21 protein-coding genes are annotated in these 20,122 nt (G+C 60.0%); 12 read left to right on the plus strand and 9 right to left on the minus strand.

Translation table 11 applies throughout. The annotated features are described in order from the left end of the window. Window positions 1-4: 4 nt before the first annotated feature. The 4 genes from BG60_RS12180 to BG60_RS12195 all read left to right on the plus strand — a co-directional run bounded on the left by BG60_RS12180 (window position 5) and on the right by BG60_RS12195 (window position 4,190). On the plus strand, window positions 5-1,003 hold the full coding sequence (locus tag BG60_RS12180; protein WP_034471765.1) for a PDR/VanB family oxidoreductase: 999 nt from the start codon (window positions 5-7) through the stop codon (window positions 1,001-1,003). A gap of 312 nt (window positions 1,004-1,315) precedes the next feature. Further along, complete coding sequence (locus tag BG60_RS12185) at window positions 1,316-3,121, plus strand: alpha/beta fold hydrolase (RefSeq protein ID WP_034471797.1); 1,806 nt, start codon at window positions 1,316-1,318, stop codon at window positions 3,119-3,121. A gap of 183 nt (window positions 3,122-3,304) precedes the next feature. Further along, complete coding sequence (locus BG60_RS12190) at window positions 3,305-3,730, plus strand: organic hydroperoxide resistance protein (protein ID WP_034471767.1); 426 nt, start codon at window positions 3,305-3,307, stop codon at window positions 3,728-3,730. A gap of 58 nt (window positions 3,731-3,788) precedes the next feature. Next, window positions 3,789-4,190 (plus strand): VOC family protein, encoded by a 402-nt coding sequence (locus tag BG60_RS12195; protein ID WP_033536174.1) that lies wholly within the window; start codon window positions 3,789-3,791, stop codon window positions 4,188-4,190. A 70-nt stretch (window positions 4,191-4,260) separates the two neighbouring features. Here BG60_RS12195 and BG60_RS12200 read toward each other — a convergent pair whose 3' ends face one another. The 4 genes from BG60_RS12200 to BG60_RS12215 form a co-directional block, all read right to left on the minus strand. Next, on the minus strand, window positions 4,261-4,635 hold the full coding sequence (locus tag BG60_RS12200; protein ID WP_420912051.1) for an H-NS family nucleoid-associated regulatory protein: 375 nt from the start codon (window positions 4,633-4,635) through the stop codon (window positions 4,261-4,263). A 378-nt stretch (window positions 4,636-5,013) separates the two neighbouring features. Beyond that, entirely contained in the window at window positions 5,014-5,352 is a 339-nt protein-coding gene (gene uraH, locus BG60_RS12205; protein ID WP_008353315.1) for a hydroxyisourate hydrolase, read from the minus strand. A 39-nt stretch (window positions 5,353-5,391) separates the two neighbouring features. Continuing rightward, window positions 5,392-5,910 carry a hydroxyisourate hydrolase gene (locus BG60_RS12210; RefSeq protein WP_008353316.1) on the minus strand — a complete coding sequence of 173 codons (519 nt, stop codon included), beginning with the start codon at window positions 5,908-5,910 and terminating at the stop codon, window positions 5,392-5,394. 1 nt (window position 5,911) lies between these two features. After that, entirely contained in the window at window positions 5,912-7,252 is a 1,341-nt protein-coding gene (locus tag BG60_RS12215; protein ID WP_008353317.1) for an MFS transporter, read from the minus strand. Window positions 7,253-7,540: 288 nt separating this feature from the next. On the opposite strand from BG60_RS12215, the gene BG60_RS12220 reads away from it, so the two are divergent. Continuing rightward, complete coding sequence (locus BG60_RS12220; RefSeq protein WP_008353318.1) at window positions 7,541-8,488, plus strand: LysR family transcriptional regulator; 948 nt, start codon at window positions 7,541-7,543, stop codon at window positions 8,486-8,488. Between the two features lie 110 nt (window positions 8,489-8,598). Next, complete coding sequence (gene uraD / locus BG60_RS12225; RefSeq protein ID WP_008353319.1) at window positions 8,599-9,123, plus strand: 2-oxo-4-hydroxy-4-carboxy-5-ureidoimidazoline decarboxylase; 525 nt, start codon at window positions 8,599-8,601, stop codon at window positions 9,121-9,123. Between the two features lie 43 nt (window positions 9,124-9,166). Here uraD and hpaC read toward each other — a convergent pair whose 3' ends face one another. Next, window positions 9,167-9,703 carry a 4-hydroxyphenylacetate 3-monooxygenase, reductase component gene (hpaC, locus tag BG60_RS12230; protein WP_008353320.1) on the minus strand — a complete coding sequence of 179 codons (537 nt, stop codon included), beginning with the start codon at window positions 9,701-9,703 and terminating at the stop codon, window positions 9,167-9,169. Between the two features lie 289 nt (window positions 9,704-9,992). Between hpaC and BG60_RS12235 the strand changes: the two genes are divergently transcribed. After that, window positions 9,993-10,625, plus strand: coding sequence for a response regulator transcription factor (locus BG60_RS12235; protein WP_008353321.1), 633 nt, complete (start codon window positions 9,993-9,995; stop codon window positions 10,623-10,625). A 10-nt stretch (window positions 10,626-10,635) separates the two neighbouring features. Here BG60_RS12235 and BG60_RS12240 read toward each other — a convergent pair whose 3' ends face one another. The 3 genes from BG60_RS12240 to BG60_RS12250 form a co-directional block, all read right to left on the minus strand. Then, window positions 10,636-11,379 (minus strand): SDR family NAD(P)-dependent oxidoreductase, encoded by a 744-nt coding sequence (locus tag BG60_RS12240; protein WP_008353322.1) that lies wholly within the window; start codon window positions 11,377-11,379, stop codon window positions 10,636-10,638. A 67-nt stretch (window positions 11,380-11,446) separates the two neighbouring features. Further along, window positions 11,447-11,803: a hypothetical protein gene (locus BG60_RS12245; RefSeq protein WP_008353324.1), complete on the minus strand. Its 357-nt coding sequence runs from the start codon at window positions 11,801-11,803 to the stop codon at window positions 11,447-11,449. Between the two features lie 43 nt (window positions 11,804-11,846). Beyond that, complete coding sequence (locus tag BG60_RS12250) at window positions 11,847-13,022, minus strand: acyl-CoA dehydrogenase family protein (RefSeq protein WP_034471769.1); 1,176 nt, start codon at window positions 13,020-13,022, stop codon at window positions 11,847-11,849. 224 nt (window positions 13,023-13,246) lie between these two features. Between BG60_RS12250 and BG60_RS12255 the strand changes: the two genes are divergently transcribed. Next, window positions 13,247-14,716, plus strand: coding sequence for a sensor histidine kinase (locus tag BG60_RS12255; RefSeq protein WP_033536173.1), 1,470 nt, complete (start codon window positions 13,247-13,249; stop codon window positions 14,714-14,716). Window positions 14,717-14,748: 32 nt separating this feature from the next. Here BG60_RS12255 and BG60_RS12260 read toward each other — a convergent pair whose 3' ends face one another. After that, the gene (locus BG60_RS12260) at window positions 14,749-16,158 is read right to left on the minus strand and encodes a spinster family MFS transporter (protein ID WP_008353330.1); all 1,410 of its coding nucleotides are present in this window, start codon (window positions 16,156-16,158) and stop codon (window positions 14,749-14,751) included. Window positions 16,159-16,579: 421 nt separating this feature from the next. Here BG60_RS12260 and BG60_RS12265 point away from each other — a divergent pair, with 421 nt between their 5' ends. From BG60_RS12265 to mauD, 4 genes are all read left to right on the plus strand, one after another. Beyond that, window positions 16,580-17,521: a helix-turn-helix domain-containing protein gene (locus BG60_RS12265; RefSeq protein WP_008353332.1), complete on the plus strand. Its 942-nt coding sequence runs from the start codon at window positions 16,580-16,582 to the stop codon at window positions 17,519-17,521. A 241-nt stretch (window positions 17,522-17,762) separates the two neighbouring features. Further along, window positions 17,763-18,893, plus strand: coding sequence for an amine dehydrogenase large subunit (locus tag BG60_RS12270; RefSeq protein WP_008353334.1), 1,131 nt, complete (start codon window positions 17,763-17,765; stop codon window positions 18,891-18,893). 9 nt (window positions 18,894-18,902) lie between these two features. Continuing rightward, window positions 18,903-19,460 (plus strand): MauE/DoxX family redox-associated membrane protein, encoded by a 558-nt coding sequence (locus tag BG60_RS12275; protein WP_008353336.1) that lies wholly within the window; start codon window positions 18,903-18,905, stop codon window positions 19,458-19,460. After that, complete coding sequence (gene mauD / locus BG60_RS12280; RefSeq protein WP_033536143.1) at window positions 19,457-20,110, plus strand: methylamine dehydrogenase accessory protein MauD; 654 nt, start codon at window positions 19,457-19,459, stop codon at window positions 20,108-20,110. The genes BG60_RS12275 and mauD overlap by 4 nt, the downstream gene beginning before the upstream one ends. The last annotated feature ends 12 nt before the right edge of the window (window positions 20,111-20,122 follow it).

Below are 20,122 nucleotides of genomic sequence, written 5' to 3' on the forward strand. Positions count from 1 at the left end.
GACCATGTCAACACAATCCATCTCGACCGACGCGCAGAGTCAGACCTTGAATCTGCTCGTGCGTCAGGTCCGCTTCGAAGGCCGAGGCATCAATTCATACGAACTCGTCGATCCCGACGGTGCGCCGTTGCCGCCTTTCACGGCGGGCGCGCATATCGACATTCATCTCGCGGGCGGCGTCGTGCGGCAGTATTCGATCAGCAATGCGCCACGCGAGCGGCATCGCTATGTGATCGCCGTATTGCGCGATGAACGCGGGCGCGGCGGTTCGAAGGCGCTTCACGAGCAATTGCGCGTGCAGGACATCGTGCGTGTAAGCCGGCCGCGCAATAACTTTCATCTCGTCGACGGCGCGCGCCGCGTGTTGCTGATCGCGGGCGGGATAGGCATCACACCATTGAAGGCGATGGCGCATGAACTCGACGATGCCGGTATCGAATACGAAATGCATTACTGCGCGAAAGATGCGGGCAGCGCAGCGTTCGCCGAGGAATTCGAGCTCATGCGCGCAAGCGGGCGTCTGCATTTTCATTTCGATGGCGGCGATCCATCGGCGGGCCTCGATATCGGGGACTTGCTGAATGCGCCCGGCGAAGGCGAGCACGTCTATTACTGCGGTCCAGGCGGCTTCATGCAAGCATGCGCGGATGCGGCGCGGCACTGGCCGTCCGGAACGGTGCATTTCGAGCACTTCAAGGCACCTGAGCGCAACGCTGGCGAGCAGGCCGCCAACGATGCGAACGACAGCTTCATCGTGCGTATCGCGAGCACAGGACAGGAAATCGAAGTGACGAAGGACGAGAGCATTGCCGATGCACTGGCGAGAGCGGGCGTGTTCATCGACACATCATGCTGCGCGGGCTTGTGCGGTACGTGCAAGGTGCGTTATCTCGAAGGAGACGTCGAGCACAACGACTGCATCATGAGCGAAGAAGAAAAGACCGACTATCTGACCGCGTGCGTGTCGCGTGCGACGAGCAAGGTACTCGTATTGGATCTCTGATAGAGAATCGATCTTCCAAAAAGTCATATAGGCAGGCGAGGGGACTCGTCTGCGGCCAATCTGACGTTATGCCGACGAACCTTGCATAAAGAAATGAGCGGTAGCTCACACAAGCTATGTCTTATGCGCCAATAGGTAGCTCATTCGCACCTATTCGCCGGTGCAACCCGTGTTACGAAGAGGACGCTTAATATAATCGTCTCAATACCTCGCGATCCCGTATTCGGCGGGACGTTGACGGCCAGGCATTGCAAGAACGGGACGACGAGTCATCGATCCTTGCGCGCCACCAAAGACGAGGACGAGATCGATATGAGACCGGTTGTATTCGGGAACCGATTCGGATGGCTGCACGCCGGAAGCGGCACGCGCGGCGTAGTGCTCTGCAATACCTATGGGCACGAATACGTGTGGACATATAGCGGCATGCGGCATCTCGCCGAAGCGCTGTCTGCGCGAGGCATATGGGTGCTGCGTTTCGACTATCGAGGCACGGGCGACTCGGCGGGCGCCGATCTCGCACCGGATCAATTCCATTCGTCTGTCGACGACGTCGACGCGGCCATCGAATGGCTGAAGACATCGACAGGCATAGAGCACGTCACGTTATGCGGCTTTCGCGTGGGCGCCGCGTTCGCGCTCGAGGCCGCATTGCGTCAACCGGTCGATGACCTCGTACTGCTCGCACCCGTTGCGAGTGGCCGCGTGTATATGCGCGAGTTGAGCATCGTGCGCAAGACATGGCTCGAACTGCTTGCACCGCCTTTGCGTGAGATGCAAAAGGACGACGCGCGGCTCAACGTCCTCGGCCAGGTTTATAGCGATGAATTCAAAGGCTCATTGCAGGCGATCGATCTCGTCGCGAGCGTAAGAGACGCTGCGGCGGCACCAGCGCGTCGCGCGTTGGTCATGAATATGAAGGCGGGCGGCACGGATCCATTGTGCGACGCGCTCATCGAAAAGGGCGTGGAAGCACAGGCGCGTCCGTTCGAAGATCTCACTGGCTTTCTTCAGGAAACTGCATTCAACGCATTGCCGCGCGCAGCGTTCGCCCAAGTCGTGGAATGGATCGCTGGCAAGGATTCATCAAACAGGCAAGCGCCGTCGTCGGCCGATGCCTTTGACTGGTCCGCTCTAAAGATAGACACACCCGAAGCTATCGAACGCCCAGTACGCATCGGCGACGAAAAGCTTTTCGGCATTTTGTGCGAGCCGCGCACGGGGGCCGCGCGAGGTCCGGTGTTTCTCATTGCGAATACATCGGCGAGTGCGCGCGTCGGCGACAGCCGGCTATCCGTTCGCATTGCACGCGAGCTTGCGCGGCGCGGCATCGCATCATTGCGTTTCGATGCGCGAGGCCGAGGCGACAGTCCGGCCGCGCCCGGCGCAGTGCAATCGGATACGGCGTTCGGCCGAATCTATAACCAGATCGCGACTGACGACACCGCGGCCGCCGCACGCTGGCTCGCGCGGCAGGGCTACAAGTCGATCTTTGCATTCGGCGTGTGCTCGGGCGCTTATCACGCGCTCAAGGCGGCGGTCGCCGAGAATGCGATCAACGGTGTCGTCACAGTCAATCTGCCGACGTTTAAAAGACCGGCGGACGTCGCGCCCGACGGCTTGCGTCAATCGACGCGCAATTCCATGGCGGGTTATGCATTCTCGATGCTCGATCCGCAGAAATGGAAAGCGATCCTGCGCGGCGAAAAGCAGTTGATGCGCGTATTGCGCTTCGTGCTCGGCTATATGGCGACGCGCGCGCGTTCGCGTATCGTCGATGTGTTGAGGCTCGACCGCCTGAGCAGCACGGCGCCGGAGCTCGCGACCGAACCGGGACCGATCATTCGTGCGCTCGATGCCAAAGGCGTAAAGACAGCGCTCGTCTATGGCGCGTACGATGCGGGCATGGATCTGATCGCCGCGCATTTCGGCAAGCAGGGCGCGCGACTGTCGCGCTATCCATCCGTGCGAATGGCGATCTTTTCGGACCTCGATCACGCCCTCTTCATGACGACCGGTTCGGCGCATGTGGTCGCGGTGTGCGAACGTATCGCGAAGGAAAACACATCGCCCGTTGCAGATCCGGTCTTTTCAGGCAGAGAACCCGTCGTCTTGTGATTGAAGCGAGCTTGCTTCGGCGCGTCGGTCATGCGTCAGGCGAGCTCGCCGTGACTTGAGTATCCTTCGCTATTGGAACGTGCCCATATCGGGCAGCGTCCAGTGGGGAACTCATGTCGGCGGACTTCGTCCGGCACATGCGCGCCGCGAGATCCGCTCAACACAACGCACAGGAGTCTGGCGATGTCGATTGAAAAGGTTCTATACCGTGCACATGCTCATGTCACTGGCGGGCGCGACGGCCGCGCGACCGTGCCCGAAAGCAATCTGGATCTCAAGCTGACAACCCCGAAAGAACTCGGCGGCGGTGGTGGCGATGGCACCAATCCCGAGCAACTCTTCGCCGCAGGGTATAGCGCGTGCTTTATCGGCGCGATCAAATTCGTCGCCGCTCGCGACAAGATCACGCTGCCGAAAGATGTCGCGGTGGATGGCAGCGTGGGCATCGGTCAAATCCAGAACGGTTTCGGCATCGAGGTCGAATTGAAGATCTCGCTACCGGGAATGGATCGCAGCGAGGCACAGGCGCTTGTAGACAAGGCGCATATCGTCTGTCCTTATTCGAATGCAACGCGCAATAATATCGACGTCAAATTGACGCTGGCATAAGCATGTCGAATGTTCGGGGGCCTTTCTCCTGAACGCTCGAATGCACGCGGAGGAAGCGATGCTGACATCTGGAATCGATCACGTAGGTCTCACTGTGCGCAATCTCGACGCAACGCGTGACTTTTTCGTTCAATGTCTCGGCTGGCAGATCGTCGGCGAGCGGTCCGAGTATCCCGCCGTATTCGTATCGGACGGAAAGCTGCTGGTTACGTTATGGCAGGTGAAGGATGAATCGGCGCCTATAGCATTCGATCGGCGAAAGAATATCGGGCTTCATCATCTCGCATTGCGCGCAACGGATGAAGCCGCACTCGCGACGATTCTCGAGCGCGTGTCGACATGGCCGGGAGTGGCAGTGGAATTCGCGCCGGAACTGCTAGGAGCCGGTCCAAAGCGCCACATGATGATTTACGAACCGGGCGGCATCAGGATCGAATTCGATTTCGATCCGCGTGTATAGATTGAAACTCCGGACCGCAAAGAAAACGGCGGAGTCGTGCACGAACTCCGCCGTTTGTGTGAATACAGTGTCAGGCAATCAGAAACGGCGTCCGATCTTTAACCGATGCGAGCCATGCGGGTGCGCGGCCACGACCGCTCCACGTTGCGCCGCTTTCCGGATCGCGATAGAGCGCGGGTTGAGGGCCGCGCGGTTGTCCCTTTGCTTTGCGCTTGACAGCAGCGCGCGTTTTTCCTTTAGCCTTGGTTCCCTGCGCGCTTGCTCCAACCGCAAACTTGCTACGGTCCTTTGCATTGGCGATCCAGCCCGGCGCGCGTCCGCGGCCGCTCCAGGTCGCACCGGTCTTTGGATCCCGATAGGCGACTGCGCCGGGCTTCTTCGCGGAAGCCGAACTGCCCGCCTTCTTGCGTGAACCGGAATAGCTTTCGATGTCCGAGATGGTCAATCCATGGCTCGACATCAGGTGATGAATCTTTTGCAGCGCATTCTCGGATTGTTTTGCAACGAGCGCATCCGCTTTCGCTTGAAGTGCTTCGATACGCGCCTGAATACTTTCTAGCGTTGACATGAGTTACCTCTAATAGATCGTCGATCGCACTATGCCATGCACATCCGCAATGCGCTAGAGGAGATTCGTGTAAATGCGTAGCAGTGGAAAGTCTAGAATATCGCTCCAGGACGGTAAGTGGTGAGACGCACATTGCAAATCCAGATTTCACTCCGGTTCGAATAAGAAATGGAAGTTGCTTTAGACATTTTCTTATCCGTTCGTGCGCGTCTCCATGTTGCGAAACATCAATCGTCAATTGCAGTAAGCGCTGATTCAACTTCCGCGATAGGTGCCGAAACTCCAAGGCGAACAAAGCAGCGGGACGTGATAGTGCTGCGTCGCATCGGCGAGCGTGAAGCGAACCGGCACGACGTCCGCGAATACATCGGGCGTCTTGAAGTAATCGGCGACCCAGAAGCGCAACTCGAAATTCCCCGCTCGCGCTTGCGCCGCCGGCAGGATCGGCGAGTCGGTGCGTCCGTCGCGATTGGTGCGCGTGCGCGCGAGCAGCGTGGGCGGCTCGCTGCCGATATCGAACAATTCGATCTGCATCCCGGCGGCGGGTTTGCCGAGTGCGACGTCGAGTACGTGCGTGGTAATGCCTGCGGCCATGATGTTTTCTCCTGATCTCGCGTTCGAGTACTTTCCGGCTCAACTGCCGCGGTAGTAGTTGTAGCTCCACGGTCCGAACAGCACCGGCAAATGAATGCGCTGATTGACGTCCGTGATGCGAAAGCGCAGCGGGATCTTCGAGAGAAACATCGGCTGCGGAAGATCCGCCTTGCGTGCGGCGAAGTATTCGTCCACATGCAGCAACAACTCATAAGTCCCCGCGCGATAGGTATCGCCGATCAGGAGGGGAGGCTCGCTGCGTCCGCTTGCAGCCAGCGTGATCGTCTGAAGGAACTTCGAACGCCCGTCGTCGATCGCAAACAGCTCGACGCGCATACCCGAAGCGGGCGTGCCATGCCATGTGTCCAGGCCGTGCATCGTGAGGCGTGGGCTCAGGCCATCCTGTTGCACCGGGCCGGTCGCCTGATTTGGCGCGGGTGCATCGGCGGACAGCGCCGTCTTCGCGATCAGCATGCTGCCGCCAAGTGCCACAGATTGCAGAGCAAAGCGACGGCGACTCACGTCGAATGCAGGGGATGATGTGTTCTTGTCGCGCATGTCAGGCCTCTTGTTTGTTGCCGAGCTTGCGGATGCCGACGATCACGAGCACCGCGGCCAGCACTTCGATTACGGCCACGAGGTACAGGCCGGTCGTCACCTTGCCCGTCGCGTTCTTGATGAGTCCCATCACATAGGGCGCGCCGAAGCCTGCGAGATTGGAGACGGAATTGATGAGCGCCACGCCGATTGCGGCCGCACTGCCAGCGAGATAGCGGTTGGGCAATTGCCAGAAAACGGGAATCGCGCTCATCGTGCCGATGAGCGATGCGGTCATCGCAAGCAGCGCGATCACCGGCGAGATCTTGTCGAAACCCATCAGCATCGCGAGCGCGGCCATCGATATGCCTCCGACGATTGCCGCACCGCTGAAGTGCCAGCGCACTTCATTGCTGCGATCCGAGTGCGCGCCGTTGATGATCATGCTCGCAGCACCGCACAAATAGGCGACCGCCGCGATCCAGCCGACCGCCATCGGCGTGCTGATGCCAACGTCCTTGATGACGGTGGGAATCCAGAAAGTGAGCGTCGAGTTCGCACACAGCAGGCAGAAGAAGATCGCGATCAGCAGCCACACCTTGCGGTTCTTGAAGAGCGAGCGCCAGTCGTGACCGCGTTCGCCCATCGCTGCGTTGTCGCGTTGCAGGGCATCGAGCACGACGCGCTTTTCATCATCGGAAAGCCAGCGCGCCTGCTCGGGCTTGTCGGTCATGTAGAAGTACGCGAACACACCGGCCAGCACCGACGGAATACCTTCGATGATGAAGAGCCACTGCCATCCGTGCATGCCGTGCACGCCGCCCATCGACGTCATGATCCAGCCGGCGAGAGGACCGCCGAGCACGCCCGCGATCGCAGAAGCCGACATGAACGTGCCGAAGGCGCGCGCACGCCGCTGCGACGGATACCAGTAAGTGAGGTAAAGAATGACGCCCGGATAAAACCCTGCTTCGAATGCGCCGAGCAGGAAGCGCAGGACATAAAACTGCGTGGGCGTGGTGACATGCGTTTGCAACATGCAGATGACGCCCCAGCATATCGTGATACGCATGATGGTCTTTTTCGCGCCGATCTTCTGCAGCAGCATGTTCGACGGCACTTCGAAGAGAAAGTAGCCGATGAAGAAGATGCCCGCGCCGAGACCGTATACGGCTTCGCTGAAATGCAGCGAGTCGAGCATCTGCAGCTTCGCGAAGCCGATGTTGACGCGATCCAGCCAAGCGAGCACCCACAGCACGCCGAGGAACGGCAGCAGGCGCCATGAAACCTTGCGATAGACGCTTGCTTCGGCGCTTTCGACCGCGCTCGCGAAAACCGGCATCTCCTGTTTGATGAGCGACATGGTTTCTCCTTTCCAGTCGGTTTGCGTCGCGCGGACACGGCCGTGCGCTCGGTTGGAAGCAAGTATAGAAACGGCCAAAAAATCGGGAACGGGGGACGAGCCAATAGGCCCCATAGCAACATGTATATGGGTTCGAAAGCCTTGTGCGATAGGGCTTTGCACGGTTTTTCGCCGCACTTTTCACGCCTTATGGATTACCCTAGCGCGCCTCGCATGAAGCGGTTCCCGCAGTGCCGGCTGGCAAAATAGCGGCGCAGCCACGCGAACAATAGAGACACCGAAATCATCATGAATCGCACCGACGATCCATTCGATACCTATCTGCTGCGCGTGCTGTGCACGCTGATCGGGGAACGCAGCGTGTCACGCACGGCCATTCGTATGAACCAGTCGCAGCCGGCCATCAGCTCGGCGCTCAAGCGTCTGCGCGCCATCTTCAACGATCCGCTGCTTACGCGCGAAAAGAACGCGATGGTGCCGACCGAACGCGCGATTCAGCTCGCGCAGAGCGCACAGGCCGCATTGAGTGCGCTCGATAACCTGCTCGTATCCGACGATCATTTCGATCCCGCGACAACCGAGCAAAGCTTTACCGTCGGAATGCCCGATTACCTGGCGCCCCCGTTTTTTGCGCATGTCGTGCGCGAATTCAGGCACGCTGCACCACGCGCGCGCCTCATTGCGGTACCGCTTTCGGCTTCATTCAATTACGAACAGGGGCTTTCCGAAGGCTCGCCCGATATCGTGATCGGCAACTGGCCCAATCCGCCCGAGCATCTTCATTTGTCGGTATTGCTGGAGGACGATGTCGTGTGCGTGGTCGCGCGCGATAGCGTCTATGCGCAATCAGGCAAGTTCGATGCCCAGGACTATCTGAGTGCATCGCATATCGTGCCCACGCCATATTCGCGCGATCAGCGCGGCGTCGTCGATACGGGACTCAGCACCATGCGCGTGCATCGCGATAACCGCGTGAGCTGCCCGTACTTCAATCTCGCGCCGAGCCTGATTCCGGGCACCGATCTTATTCTCACGACCGGCAGGCATTTCGCGAATTATCACGCGCAGCATCTTCCGCTCGTTGTGCTCGACGCCCCGATTGAGTTTCCATTCATGCGCTTTTATCAGTTGTGGCATCCGTCGCGGCATCGCTCGGCATCGCACGTCTGGCTGCGCGGCATGCTGACGGCGGCCGCTCAGGAATTGCGCGCGCTGCGCGACATGCATCGCGCATAGCGCTATCGTGTTCTGTTATGCGGTCAATAGGATCGGCTGTCTCGCCGCTCGCTCGCGCGGTTCCTATACTCGGCACGAATTGCCATCGACACGCCATAGGAGACGCGAGCATGTCACAGTCGATCAACCTGGAGCCGGTCAATTCGCTGGACCGCGCGGCATTCATTGGTGCATTCGCAAGCGTGTTCGAGCATTTTCCGCAAGCGGCGGAGGGCGCGTGGAGCGTGCGGCCGTTCGCATCCGCCAATGCCTTGCATGACGCGATGATGGATGTCATCCGCAATCTGGACGATAAAAGCCAGCGCGCATTTCTGAACCTGCATCCGTTGTTATCGGGCGCAAACATTCGCTCGGGAACGATGACGGCCGATTCCGATGCCGAACAAAAGAGCGCCGGGCTCGATGCCATGTCGATGGAACAGGAAGCGTCGCTCGATCGTCTCAACAGAGCTTATCTCGAGCGGCATGGCTTTCCATTCATCATCTGCGTGCGGCACTACACGCGCGAAGGCATCTTCAGCGCGCTCGAACGTCGCATTGGACGCAGCACGCAGCAGGAACTCGATGAGGCGCTCGCGCAAATCGCAGCGATCACGCGTGCGCGGCTGAATACGCGTCTTTCGGCGTTGAATTGATCAGTGTGCGCGAGCCTGAAAACGAATCAGGCTCGCGCACGCACTACCGCGCATCACATGCACGCGGCACGCGATGAAAGTTTCGATCGAAATAAATCAGGCTATCGCCGTCGTCGCGCACGCGGATCGCGGTGGTTTGCACGAACATCACCGAGTGCGATCCTACTTCCTTCGCCTCGACGATCGTGCCTTGCAGGCTGGCGAGCGCATCGCGCAACACCGGCACGCCGTTCGCGCCTTCGTCCCACACCGGTAACGAAAAGCGCTCGTCCATCGACAATTGCGTGAGACCGGCGAAGTGTCGCGCGATCTGTTCGAGATGACCCGGCAACACGTTCACGCACACATTGCGATTGTTCACGAATGCGGCATGCATGGCGCTCGACCTGTTGATGCAGACGAGCAGCGTAGGCGGCGCATCCGTGACCGAGCACACCGCGCTCGCGGTAATGCCGCAACGGCCATGCGTGCCTGTCGTCGTGATGACATTCACTGCTGCGCCCAGATGAGCCATGGCCTGGCGGAACAGCTTGCGCACCTGATCGATATCGGAAAGGTCGGGACGGGGCAGCGCGGACATGGGAGCGTCTCCTGTTCGTTTCATGTTCAGGTTGTGTATAGCAAATGGTCAATCAAGCGTACGCGCTGAACCGCACAAATAAAATCGGCACGTCCCGCCCGCTCGCCCGGCGTAGTTACCGAACGCACTAAAGCTTTTACCTATCTCGCGTCATCGAGGTAAAGAAAGGACTTTCGCGGCGAATTTCGGCTGGTTATCATTGGCGCATCAAAAAACAGACCCTGCGATGAGACAGCCGAATCCTCCGGCGCGCCTGGTCCCTGATGCGCGCATCGAAAGAGCAATCGCAATGAATTCTTCCGCTCCCATGGTCTATATCGTCGATGACGACAACGGCATGCGTACCTCGCTTGCATGGCTGCTCGATTCAGTCGGCGTGAAGTCGGAAGGGTTCGCCAATGCCGCCGATTTTCTGCGCGCATTCGATGTGAGTCGTCCCGCTTGTCTCGTGCTCGATGTACGGATGCCGGAGGCGAGCGGATTCGACGTGCAAGCCGAACTCAACCGCCGCGGTGCGACTTTGCCGATCATCTTCGTGAGCGGTCACGGCGACATTCCGATGTCCGTTCGCGCGCTTCAGCATGGCGCGATCGATTTCGTCGAGAAGCCCTATAACTCCCAGCAAATGCTCGATCGCGTGCAGCGCGCGATGAAGCTCGCGATGCAGCGTCACGCGAAAGACCAGCGGCAACGCGAGTTGCGCGAGCGCGTCGACTCGCTGACCGGGCGCGAGAAGGAGGTCTTGCGCGGCGTGATCGAGGGCAAAGCGAGCAAGCGCATCGCCGCCGATCTGCAGATCAGCGTCAAGACCGTCGACGTGCATCGCGCGAGCATCAAGGACAAGCTCGGAGCTGCGTCCATCGCGGCGCTCGTGCGCGATGTGCTCGAAGTATGGAGCCCATCCGGCGACGAGCGCGCATGATTCGAACTCGCTAACGCATGTAAAGGCCGCCGTTCACGTCCCAGCATGCACCGTTGGCGAAATACGCATCCGGTGATGCGAGCAGCACGGCCACGTCGGCGATGTAATCGGCCGAGCCGAGACGTCCCACGGGAATGCCGGCGATAACCTTGTCGAGTTTGTCGGCAGGCAGGCTCTCATGCACGATCGGAAGGTCAAGCGGACCAGGTGAGATCGCATTGACGGTCACGCCGCGCGCGGCCAGATCGCGCGCAAAAACCTTGGTCAATGTAATCGCACCGCCTTTGGCGGCCGCGTAATGCGCGCCGGTCGCCGAACCGCCGTTCTGTCCCGCCAGCGATGCGATATTGACGATGCGACCCGCGCCGCGATCCGCGAAATAGAGGCCGAATACCTGACAGCCGAAGAGCACGCTGCGCAGATTGATATCGATGACCTGATCGAACTGCTCTGCGGTAATCTCCATCACGGGCACGACTTTCGATGCACCCGCGTTGTTGACGAGCGCATCGATTCGGCCCCAGCGTTCATGCACGGCATCGCGTGCGTGTTCGAAGTCCGTCTTCGACGTCACATCCAGCCTGATGGCGAATGCGCTGCTCTGGTCCGCACTCAGCTCGCATGCGAGCGCTTGCGTTGCTTCAATTGCGATATCGGCCAGCGCAACCCTATAGCCTGCGGCATGAAAGCGGCGCGCGACCACGGCACCGAGGCCGCGCGCGGCACCCGTGATGAGCGCGATTCTCTTGGACATATTCGAGTTCCTTTTCTAATGGGCGAGAGCGGCCGCAATGTATGCGGCGACGGCGCAGAGCATTGCATCACGGTACCGACAATGCACGTCCGACACGCGCCTCGATCTTTCCATAACGCCACAGGTTGTATTCGCCGACGGGCGTCGTGCGATAGAGATTGCATACCGCGGCGGCCGTATCGAAGTCTGCTACGTCGGCCATGATGTAGAAGGTCCACGGCGCGCCATCGGATTGGCCGACGACGAGACGATCGTCGTCCATCACGCCCAGCACGCGCACGTTCTCCATCGCTTCGACAGCAGCGAGCATCTTGCCGTAGGCTTGCCATACTTCGCCGACCTTCTCGCGCGGCAAATCAAAAAAGTTCTGCGTTACGCCGCAGCAAAAGAGCACGCGCAAAGGCAGGTTTCGGTTATCGGTCATGAAGCGTTACTCCTGATGTTATGCGTTATGCGATGAATGGGGATCAAAGATAGCCGGGAATGGGCGGCACACCGACGAACACGGCACCCGCGCCGTCGTAGTTCCCTTCGCCGAGAAATGCGTGTTGCGTGACGACCATCGCGTCGCGCATCAGGCGTTGCAATGGATGCGTGCGATAGATCGCCATCGTGCCGCCTAGTCGATAGGCGCGATTCACGACATCGGCGCCCTCACGCGCAATCTGCGTTGCGCAGAGGCGTAGCAGGCTCACTTGTTCCGGCATAACTTCATTGCCCGCGAGAATCGATTGCCATACGCTGTCGGTCGATTCGTAGAAGAAGGCCCGTGCGCTGCGCAGTTGTGCTTCCGCTTTTGCAAGCTCGATCCGGTAATAGGCGCGGTCGGCGAGTTGCGGCGCGCCTGTCGTTGTCTTGCGGCCTCCGGCCATATGATTCGCGACATCGAGCGCTGCGCGCGCCAGACCGAGATTCACGACGGCGAGCACTTGCGCCGCATAAGCGATGGTCGGATAGCGATAGAGCGGTTCATCGACCGTTGATGGGCCACCTCGAACGAACGTCCAGTCTTCAGCAACGAACTGATCCGTCACGCGCAAATCGTGACTCCCGGTGCCCTGCATGCCGACGACGTTCCAGTTCTCGACGATCTCGACTTGCGCGGGGCGAAACACGGCCGTACGCGGCTTGCCTGGTGCTTCACCCGGCTTGCTGGTGCCGATGCCGACGCCGAGCCAGTCCGAGCCCTTGCAGCCGCTCGCGAACTTCCATGTGCCGCTCACGCGATAGCCGCCCGATGCTGGCTGTGCGTTCTGAACGGGGAAGAGGCCGCCCGCAAACACCTGGTCGGGACCGTCGGCGTAGATTGCAGCTTGCGTCGCAAGCGGCAACGCGGCGAGATAGAGATTCGCTGATCCAAAACTCGCGACCCATGCGGCGGAGCCGTCAGCGACAGCGATGCGCTCGATCATCTGCAGAAATTCTCCCGGCGCGCGCACGTCACCGCCGAATCGTTTTGGCGTGGCCGCACGATAGATACCTGCGCGCTTGAGTTTGTCGATGACATCGCGCGGTACGTGCGACACGCGGTCGAATTCATCGCGACGCCGGGCGATTTCGGCAATCACATCGTCGAGCGCTATCGCGTCGGGTTGACTGGACAGATCGTCGCGAAGGGCGGCTGCAATCGCGGATGCTGACATGGGGACATCTCCTTTTCGTTCGTATGGCGCATGAGATTGGGTTGAAGTGCTTTCGAGCCACACGCAGTAATGCCAGTCTAGGAATGCAAAAAGGCTGAAACAATTGGGAAGGCGAGCGTGCGATTCGGTGAAGCCTCCCGTCCGGCTAAAGAAATCTTTAGGGACGTGCGGGACGCGCCGATGCTATGGTTAGCGTTGCAACCATGTATCCCATGCGCCACGACATGAACTTCCCCACCGAAGACGATTTCCACCGCCTGCTCGATGCGCTGACGCAATGCGTGCTGCTACACGAGGCCGAAACGAAGGCCATCGTGTGGGCCAATCGCGCAGCATGCATCGCGCTGGGTTTTTCGGTGGAAGAATTGCTTCCGCTCAAGGCGCACGATATGACGCGCGACGACATCAGGTATCGTCGCGAAATTGCCGTGAATGCGATGGATCGCTCCATCACGGAAGGTCCGCAAAGTTATGAGTGGTGTTATCGCTCGCGCGCGGGCGTCGACATGCTGTCCGAGGCAATCGCGACATACGTACCGCTCACGGGACGCGAAGTTGTGATGGTGCAGTTTCGCGACATCAGCGCCGAAGATGCAATGCGGCAGAAATTGCGCCGTTATGAAACACGCTTGCGCGAATACATGCAGGATCTGGGTGAGGGCGTTGCAGTGCTGACGCCGCGCGGCAAGGTGAGTTTCATCAGCGAATCGGGACGACGCGTGCTCGGTGTCGCGAACGATGCGCCGCTCGGCGTCGCGCTCGACTATTGCACGAGAGCCGATCGCGACCGGCTCGTCACCCAGTTGCGCAGTGCGACGCGCCAACATTCGACGCCCGCGCAACGCTATGCGATCACGCGTCGTGACGGCGCGAAACGATGGCTGCGCATAACGTGCAGGCGCATCGATATCGAAGACGGCACACTGGTTCATTTCCGCGACATCAGCGATGAAGTGGCGATCGAGGAAGCCCGGCGAAGCGAAGCGCGGATGCTCGAATACGCGGGACGTTATAACGCTATGGGCGAAATGGCGACCGCGATCGCACACGAGTTGAGCCAGCCGCTCGCTGCCGTGCGCAACTTCATCGAAGGCGCGATTCAGCGGCTCGCGCAGCCAGATTCCATCGACAGCGCGATCTGGGGCCTGCGTGCAGCGGACCGGCAAGCAGAGCACGCGGCGCATATCATCAAGAGCGTGCGCGAGTTCATCGTGAAGCGGGAGCCTGCCGAAGCTCAGACCGATCTTCGCGACGTGCTCGCGGATGTCGCTTACTTCATCCAGTTGCGCGCGCGAGACGAAGGCGTGACGGTCAGGATCGAGCCATCGCACGAGCCGTTGCCGATACGTTGCGAGCGCGTGCTTATCGGTCAGGTGATCCTCAATCTGGCATTCAACGCAGTCGAAGCAATGAGCGGCATGAAACCGTCTGCCGGCACCGTCACGCTTGCCGCGATGATGAACGGAAAGACAGCCGAACTGCATGTGATCGACGACGGACCAGGCGTGCCCGATGATGCGCTCGAACGCCTGTTCGACGGCTTCTCGTCGTCGAAGGCGGGCGGCAACGGCATCGGCCTGTCGCTGTGCAAGAACATCGTGTCGCGTCACGAAGGACGGATCTGGGCGCAACGCGCGGCGGGCGGCGGACTGGAATGCTGCTTCGCGTTGCCCTTGTTGCACCATACGGATTGACACGACGTTGCGCGTTGAGTGAGCAACATGGATCACAAGCGCTCGGCATATCGAGGTGTCGGCGTTGCGCCGCTGGGCATGCTCTCATGCAGGCCCGGGCTATCGATCGTCACGCGCGCTTCACGCGTTTCGCGTTCGAGACTCGATCGGTATTGGCTGCATCCGACGAAAAGCAGCACGGCAGCAAGCCCGATCGCCACGGCATTGATGATGGCCATCGAGTGTCCAACCGCGAGCGGCGATCCGAATACCTTGTCGGTGATAAGCGCGACGAGCGTCGTGCCGAGACCCAGTCCGATGAGATTCGATACCAGCAGGAACATCGCGGATATCTGTGCGCGCATCTGGTTCGGCGCAAGTGCCTGCATGGCGGCGGCGGAAGTCGGCAACGGGAACGACGCGAAGAACATCGCCACGACGAGCCATGCGAGCGATGCGGCGAGGCTCGTCGTCTGAGTGAACGCGATCGCAGGAGCGAGCATGCATGCCGCGCCGATCCACGCTGCGCGCATCGGCGCATCGGTGTGTCCGCGACGCAGCAGCCAGTCGCTGAGCCAGCCGCCGCAGAATACGCCCGTCGTATTGGCGACGAGCATCACGATGCCGAGCATATAACCCGCTTCGACCGGCGAGAGAGCGAAACGGCGCATATAGAACGCAGGTGTCCAGCTCATCAGACAGTACAGGCCCATCGCATAGAACGAGAAGCCGACGTAGTGGCAGAAAAAGGTCTTGTGATGATTGGCGATGAAACGCAGCGCATCGCCCATCGCGACTCGCTTGACCTTGCCTGACCCGTCCTGCGCAAGTCCTTTGCGCGCGGGATCGCGTACCGTCAGCATGAAGACGAAGGCGACGAGAAGACCCGGCAATCCGACGATGAAGAACGTCAATTGCCATGCGCGTAGTTCGCCGACCAGCGGCAAGGCGAACACGCTCGCGTGCTTGAGCAATGCAATCACATAACCGCCGACAAGAAATGCAATGCCGCCGCCGATGAACGAGCCGAGCGAATAGATGCCGATTGCACGGCCCATCTTTTCCTTGGGAAAAAAATCCGCGAGCATCGAATAGGTTCCCGGCGATAGGGCGGCTTCACCCACGCCGACACTCATGCGCGAGACGAACATGTGAACGAAGCTCTGACTCAGGCCGCATGCCGCGGTCGCGACGCTCCACAGCGCAATGCCCGCAGCGATGATGCGAGGACGTGCGAAACGGTCCGCGAGGTACGCGATCGGCATGCCCATCACCGCGTAGAAAAGCGAGAACGCGAAGCCGTGCAAGAGACTGAACTGCGTATCGCTGAGATGCAGATCGCGCTTGATCGGCTCGATCATAAGCGCGAGCACCTGCCGGTCGATGAACGAGAACACATAAGCCAGCATGCAGATCACGACGACATACCACTCGTATGTATAGCGCTTGCTTTTGGGCTTCATGGTGGTTGGGAGGTGAGGTTCGGGTGTGAGGCAGTGTCGATGCGGAGGATATCGGCGTCAAATTCGCCGAAAAGGGATGCGATCATCAGTGAGGCAAATTTGAATCGACATCGGCGGCATTTATCGATAGATGCGCTTTTGACTGATTTGCCGTGTCGCGAGGTCAAAACGCAGACTTCTGATCTGCGAACCTTCTTGGGCGCACTATCAGGGTGCAATCCTTGCGAACTAGTTGTAAAAGTAATTACTGAACTTCGCGATAGCGCGTGATCGCCTACGCATGAGCGCATGTGTTTTTCAATCGTGCATTCCTAGGATTGCGCAACAGGCACTAGAGGAGAAGAATCGAAAAGCTTGACGCAAAAAAATTGAAAACCTATAAGCAGTCGCGTCGAGGCGACGCAAGCAGCAGGAGGAGGGCATGTACGCCAACTACGAAACCTTCGAGGACGCCGACCATCACGCGCATGCGCTGGCGGGGTGGGAGCAGCGCTATGACCAGGTGGGCGAGGGCGCATTCCGCAGCACGGTGAAGCAGGTTTCATTAGCGGGCGTTCAGGTCTTTCAGGAATCTGCGAACGTGCGTATCGTTCAGCGCGGGCAATTGCCGGCCGGATTCGTCACGTTCGGACTCGTGCTCGGCGGTGGCGCGCCGTTCTCGTTTCAGGGCGTGCGGGTCGACGAAAACGCGCTCGTCGTCGCGCCCGGCGACAAGGAATTTCTTCTGCATTCGCCGCCCGATATGTCGATGCTTGGCGTCGCCATCGATGCGCAATTGCTTGCTTCAGCGGCGGACGCGGCGGGCGTCGATGTGCAGGACGAAATCCTCAGCCGTCATGTGCTGAGCATTCCCGGCGCGGCCGGCGCGCGTGCGGGTAAGCGCATCATCGCGGCGGTCGAGACCGTGCTGGCGGACCGGAATCCGATTTTGTCCGATGATGGCGCGCATCGCTTCACACATACGGTCACGGAAAGCATCCTCGACCTCCTGACGTTTCATGTACCGACGCGCGAGGACCGGCTCACTTATGCGTGCCGCGCCGACGTCGTGCGGCGCGCACACGATCTCGTGCTTGCGCGTCCGGAGCAGCCGATATCGGTGCTGGATTTATGCGAAAAACTGCGCGTGAGCCGCCGCACCATTCAAAACAGCTTTCAATCCGTCACGCAGATGAACCCTGTAAGTTATCTGCGAGCCGTGCGCCTTGCTCAGGTGAGACGGCTTCTTACGACGACATCGCAAAGCGAAGTACCGGTTCGCGAGGCTGCAATGCGCTGGGGATTTTCCAACCTCGGCCACTTCGCGAGCGATTACAAAAGCCTGTTCGGCGAACTTCCCTCTCAAACGCCGCGCGCCCGCTGAACAGCGCTTCACGCATTCCTGGTTGCCGATAACAGGCCGCATTGTCGCGGCTTGATATCGGCATTCGTGCTTCGAAAATCTGCGCGAAAAGCCTCATCTCTGTCGGCTCCCTTTCGAATGCTCCATTTCGGCACGCACGCGCTGCCGGTTCCGAAGTGCTTCTTTTTATTGTCGTCTTTAGAGTCGTTTCGACGATAAACAAGGAGACGCACAGATGGAGATGAGACGGCTAGCCACCGCCATGGGGGCCTTACTGTATGGACTGCTTGCGTGTCAGCCGCACGCGGGCGCGGCCGAAAAGCCGGAAGAACTGACGGTTGCGAAGGTCCCGCCCTATAGCCCGCATCGCGTGTTCGTGACGGATGTGTCGTTTGCGAGCATGACCGATGCGCGCGTTCATGTCTTCGACGGCGACACGAAGCGCTTCCTCGGCGAGATCGATGCAGGCTTCGCTCCGGGCTTCACGATCTCCCCCGACCACAAGACGAGCTATGTCGCGACGACGTATTTCGCGCGCGGCAGCCATGGCGTACGCACCGATGTAGTCGAGATCATCGATAACACGACGCTCGAGGTGACCGATGAAATCGTGATCCCGGCCAAGCACGGTCAGACCGTGCCGACGCCTTACAGCACGATCCTCTCGGAAGACGGTAGCCGACTTTACGTGTCGAACATTACGCCGTCGACATCGGTCACGGTCATCGATACGGCCGCGAAGAAGGTTCTCGGAGAGATCGACACCGATGCTTGCGTGCTCGCGTATCCGAGCGGCAATGACCGCTTCTCGGCACTGTGCGAGAGCGGCAAGGCGCTCACCATCAAGCTCGATGCAAGCGGCAAGGAAGCGAGCCGCAAGGTCTCCGACGCGTTCATCGACGTCGATAAAGACCCGGCCTTCATCAACGCGGTGCGCGACGGCAACCAGTATCTCTTCACCACGTTCAACGGCAACGTGCGTACCGCCGATTTCTCCGGCGATGCACCGGTGTTCGGAACGTCGTGGTCCTTGCTGAACGATCAGGAACGCAAGGCAGGCTGGCGTCCGGGAGGCTTGCAGCAGACCGCGCTGAATGTGGGCACACATCGTCTTTACGTGGCCATGCACAAGGGCGCGGACGGTTCGCATAAAGAGCCGGGCACGGAGATCTGGGTCTACGACACGCAGAGCAAGAAGCGCGTAGCACGCTGGGATCTCGCGAAGCAGAAGATCGATCCGCTGCTCGCGATTCAGGTCAGCACCGATGACAAGCCGCTCTTCTACGGCCTCACGCCGACATCCGATCTCGTCGTGATGGACGCGACGACCGGCAAGCGCCAGCATGTCGAAAAGCAACTCGGCACGACGTCGACGTTGCTGCTCAACCCTTGAGGTGACGCGATGATCGATCCCGTCATTCTCATGGTGTGCATCGCAAGCGCGACGATCATCGCACTTGCGGGCACGGCGCCGAAGTGGCGCGAACCATCACGCTTTCGCGCTTCGCTCGAAGCGTTCGCCTTGCTGCCGTCGTTCGCAGTGACGCCGTTGTCGTTCGCGTTGCCTGCACTCGAAGCGGCTGGCGCGATCGGCGTCTTGTTCGCCGATACCCGCATGGTCAGCGCCATCGTGCTGGCCGCGCTTTTCGTGCTCTTCGGCGCGGCGCTCGCGATCAACGTGCTGCGCGGTCATACCGACATCGATTGTGGCTGCTCGGGCTTCGTCGCAGCAAGCTCATCGACGCGCACGCCTAAGTCGATCGGATGGTGGCACGTCGCGCGTGCTCTGATGCTCGCCGCGCTCGCGGCCGCCGCACTCATTCCCGCTACGAGCCGCGCGCTGATGTGGTTCGACTATCTGAGCGCAGGCGCCTGCACGCTTTTCGCCGTCGCCGCGTGGTTCACGCTCGACGTGCTGCTGGTCAATCTTCCCAAGCTCGATTCTCTGAGGAATTCATGATGCAAACCGCCCTGATAATTTCGGCCGCACTGTCGTGGGCCGCTTTGCTCGCGCTCGGCGCGATCTGTCTCGCACTTGTTCGCCAAGTCGGCATTCTCTATGAACGCATGATGCCCGCGGGCGCGCTCATGATCGACAAGGGACCGGCCGTCGGCGCGATCGCACCGGTGTTCGAACTCGGCGATATCGCCGGCCGCGCAGTGAAGGTCGGCGGCCTGTCGAACTCGAAGCGCAACACGCTCGTCTTCTTCCTTTCGCCGACGTGCCCCGTGTGCAAGAAGCTGCTGCCTTTGCTTCCGTCGATCCAGGCGCGCGAAGGTTCGGTCGACATCGTGCTCGCCAGCGATGGCGAATTCGAAGAGCACGCCGCGTTCTATCGCAAGTCCGGTCTTTCGCAATATCCGTATGTGCTGTCGCAGGAACTCGGCCTTTCTTATCAGATCGGCAAGCTGCCCTATGCCGTGCTGCTCGATGACGAAGGCAAGGTCCGCGCGAAAGGTCTCGTGAACACGCGTGAACATCTGGAAAGCCTGTTCGAAGCGAAGGAACTCGGTGTCGCGTCGCTGCAGGAATTCGTGCACGGCAAGCACGATGACCACGCGCATCACGGCCATCACGACCACGAAGCGCAAGTCGGGCAGCACGCCTGAAGACGCCGATAA

The organism is Caballeronia zhejiangensis (assembly GCF_000698575.1).
GTDB classification, from domain to species: domain Bacteria; phylum Pseudomonadota; class Gammaproteobacteria; order Burkholderiales; family Burkholderiaceae; genus Caballeronia; species Caballeronia zhejiangensis.

Bases quoted from the DNA above. Each gene is read 5' to 3' on its own strand.
- BG60_RS12180 (WP_034471765.1), top strand. From the start codon at position 5: ATGTCAACACAATCCATCTCGACCGACGCGCAGAGTCAGACCTTGAAT.
- BG60_RS12185 (WP_034471797.1), top strand. From the start codon at position 1,316: ATGAGACCGGTTGTATTCGGGAACCGATTCGGATGGCTGCACGCCGGA.
- BG60_RS12190 (WP_034471767.1), top strand. From the start codon at position 3,305: ATGTCGATTGAAAAGGTTCTATACCGTGCACATGCTCATGTCACTGGC.
- BG60_RS12195 (WP_033536174.1), top strand. From the start codon at position 3,789: ATGCTGACATCTGGAATCGATCACGTAGGTCTCACTGTGCGCAATCTC.
- uraH (WP_008353315.1), bottom strand. From the start codon at position 5,352: ATGGCCGCAGGCATTACCACGCACGTACTCGACGTCGCACTCGGCAAA.
- BG60_RS12210 (WP_008353316.1), bottom strand. From the start codon at position 5,910: ATGCGCGACAAGAACACATCATCCCCTGCATTCGACGTGAGTCGCCGT.
- BG60_RS12215 (WP_008353317.1), bottom strand. From the start codon at position 7,252: ATGTCGCTCATCAAACAGGAGATGCCGGTTTTCGCGAGCGCGGTCGAA.
- BG60_RS12220 (WP_008353318.1), top strand. From the start codon at position 7,541: ATGAATCGCACCGACGATCCATTCGATACCTATCTGCTGCGCGTGCTG.
- uraD (WP_008353319.1), top strand. From the start codon at position 8,599: ATGTCACAGTCGATCAACCTGGAGCCGGTCAATTCGCTGGACCGCGCG.
- hpaC (WP_008353320.1), bottom strand. From the start codon at position 9,703: ATGTCCGCGCTGCCCCGTCCCGACCTTTCCGATATCGATCAGGTGCGC.
- BG60_RS12235 (WP_008353321.1), top strand. From the start codon at position 9,993: ATGAATTCTTCCGCTCCCATGGTCTATATCGTCGATGACGACAACGGC.
- BG60_RS12240 (WP_008353322.1), bottom strand. From the start codon at position 11,379: ATGTCCAAGAGAATCGCGCTCATCACGGGTGCCGCGCGCGGCCTCGGT.
- BG60_RS12245 (WP_008353324.1), bottom strand. From the start codon at position 11,803: ATGACCGATAACCGAAACCTGCCTTTGCGCGTGCTCTTTTGCTGCGGC.
- BG60_RS12250 (WP_034471769.1), bottom strand. From the start codon at position 13,022: ATGTCAGCATCCGCGATTGCAGCCGCCCTTCGCGACGATCTGTCCAGT.
- BG60_RS12255 (WP_033536173.1), top strand. From the start codon at position 13,247: ATGAACTTCCCCACCGAAGACGATTTCCACCGCCTGCTCGATGCGCTG.
- BG60_RS12260 (WP_008353330.1), bottom strand. From the start codon at position 16,158: ATGAAGCCCAAAAGCAAGCGCTATACATACGAGTGGTATGTCGTCGTG.
- BG60_RS12265 (WP_008353332.1), top strand. From the start codon at position 16,580: ATGTACGCCAACTACGAAACCTTCGAGGACGCCGACCATCACGCGCAT.
- BG60_RS12270 (WP_008353334.1), top strand. From the start codon at position 17,763: ATGGGGGCCTTACTGTATGGACTGCTTGCGTGTCAGCCGCACGCGGGC.
- BG60_RS12275 (WP_008353336.1), top strand. From the start codon at position 18,903: ATGATCGATCCCGTCATTCTCATGGTGTGCATCGCAAGCGCGACGATC.
- mauD (WP_033536143.1), top strand. From the start codon at position 19,457: ATGATGCAAACCGCCCTGATAATTTCGGCCGCACTGTCGTGGGCCGCT.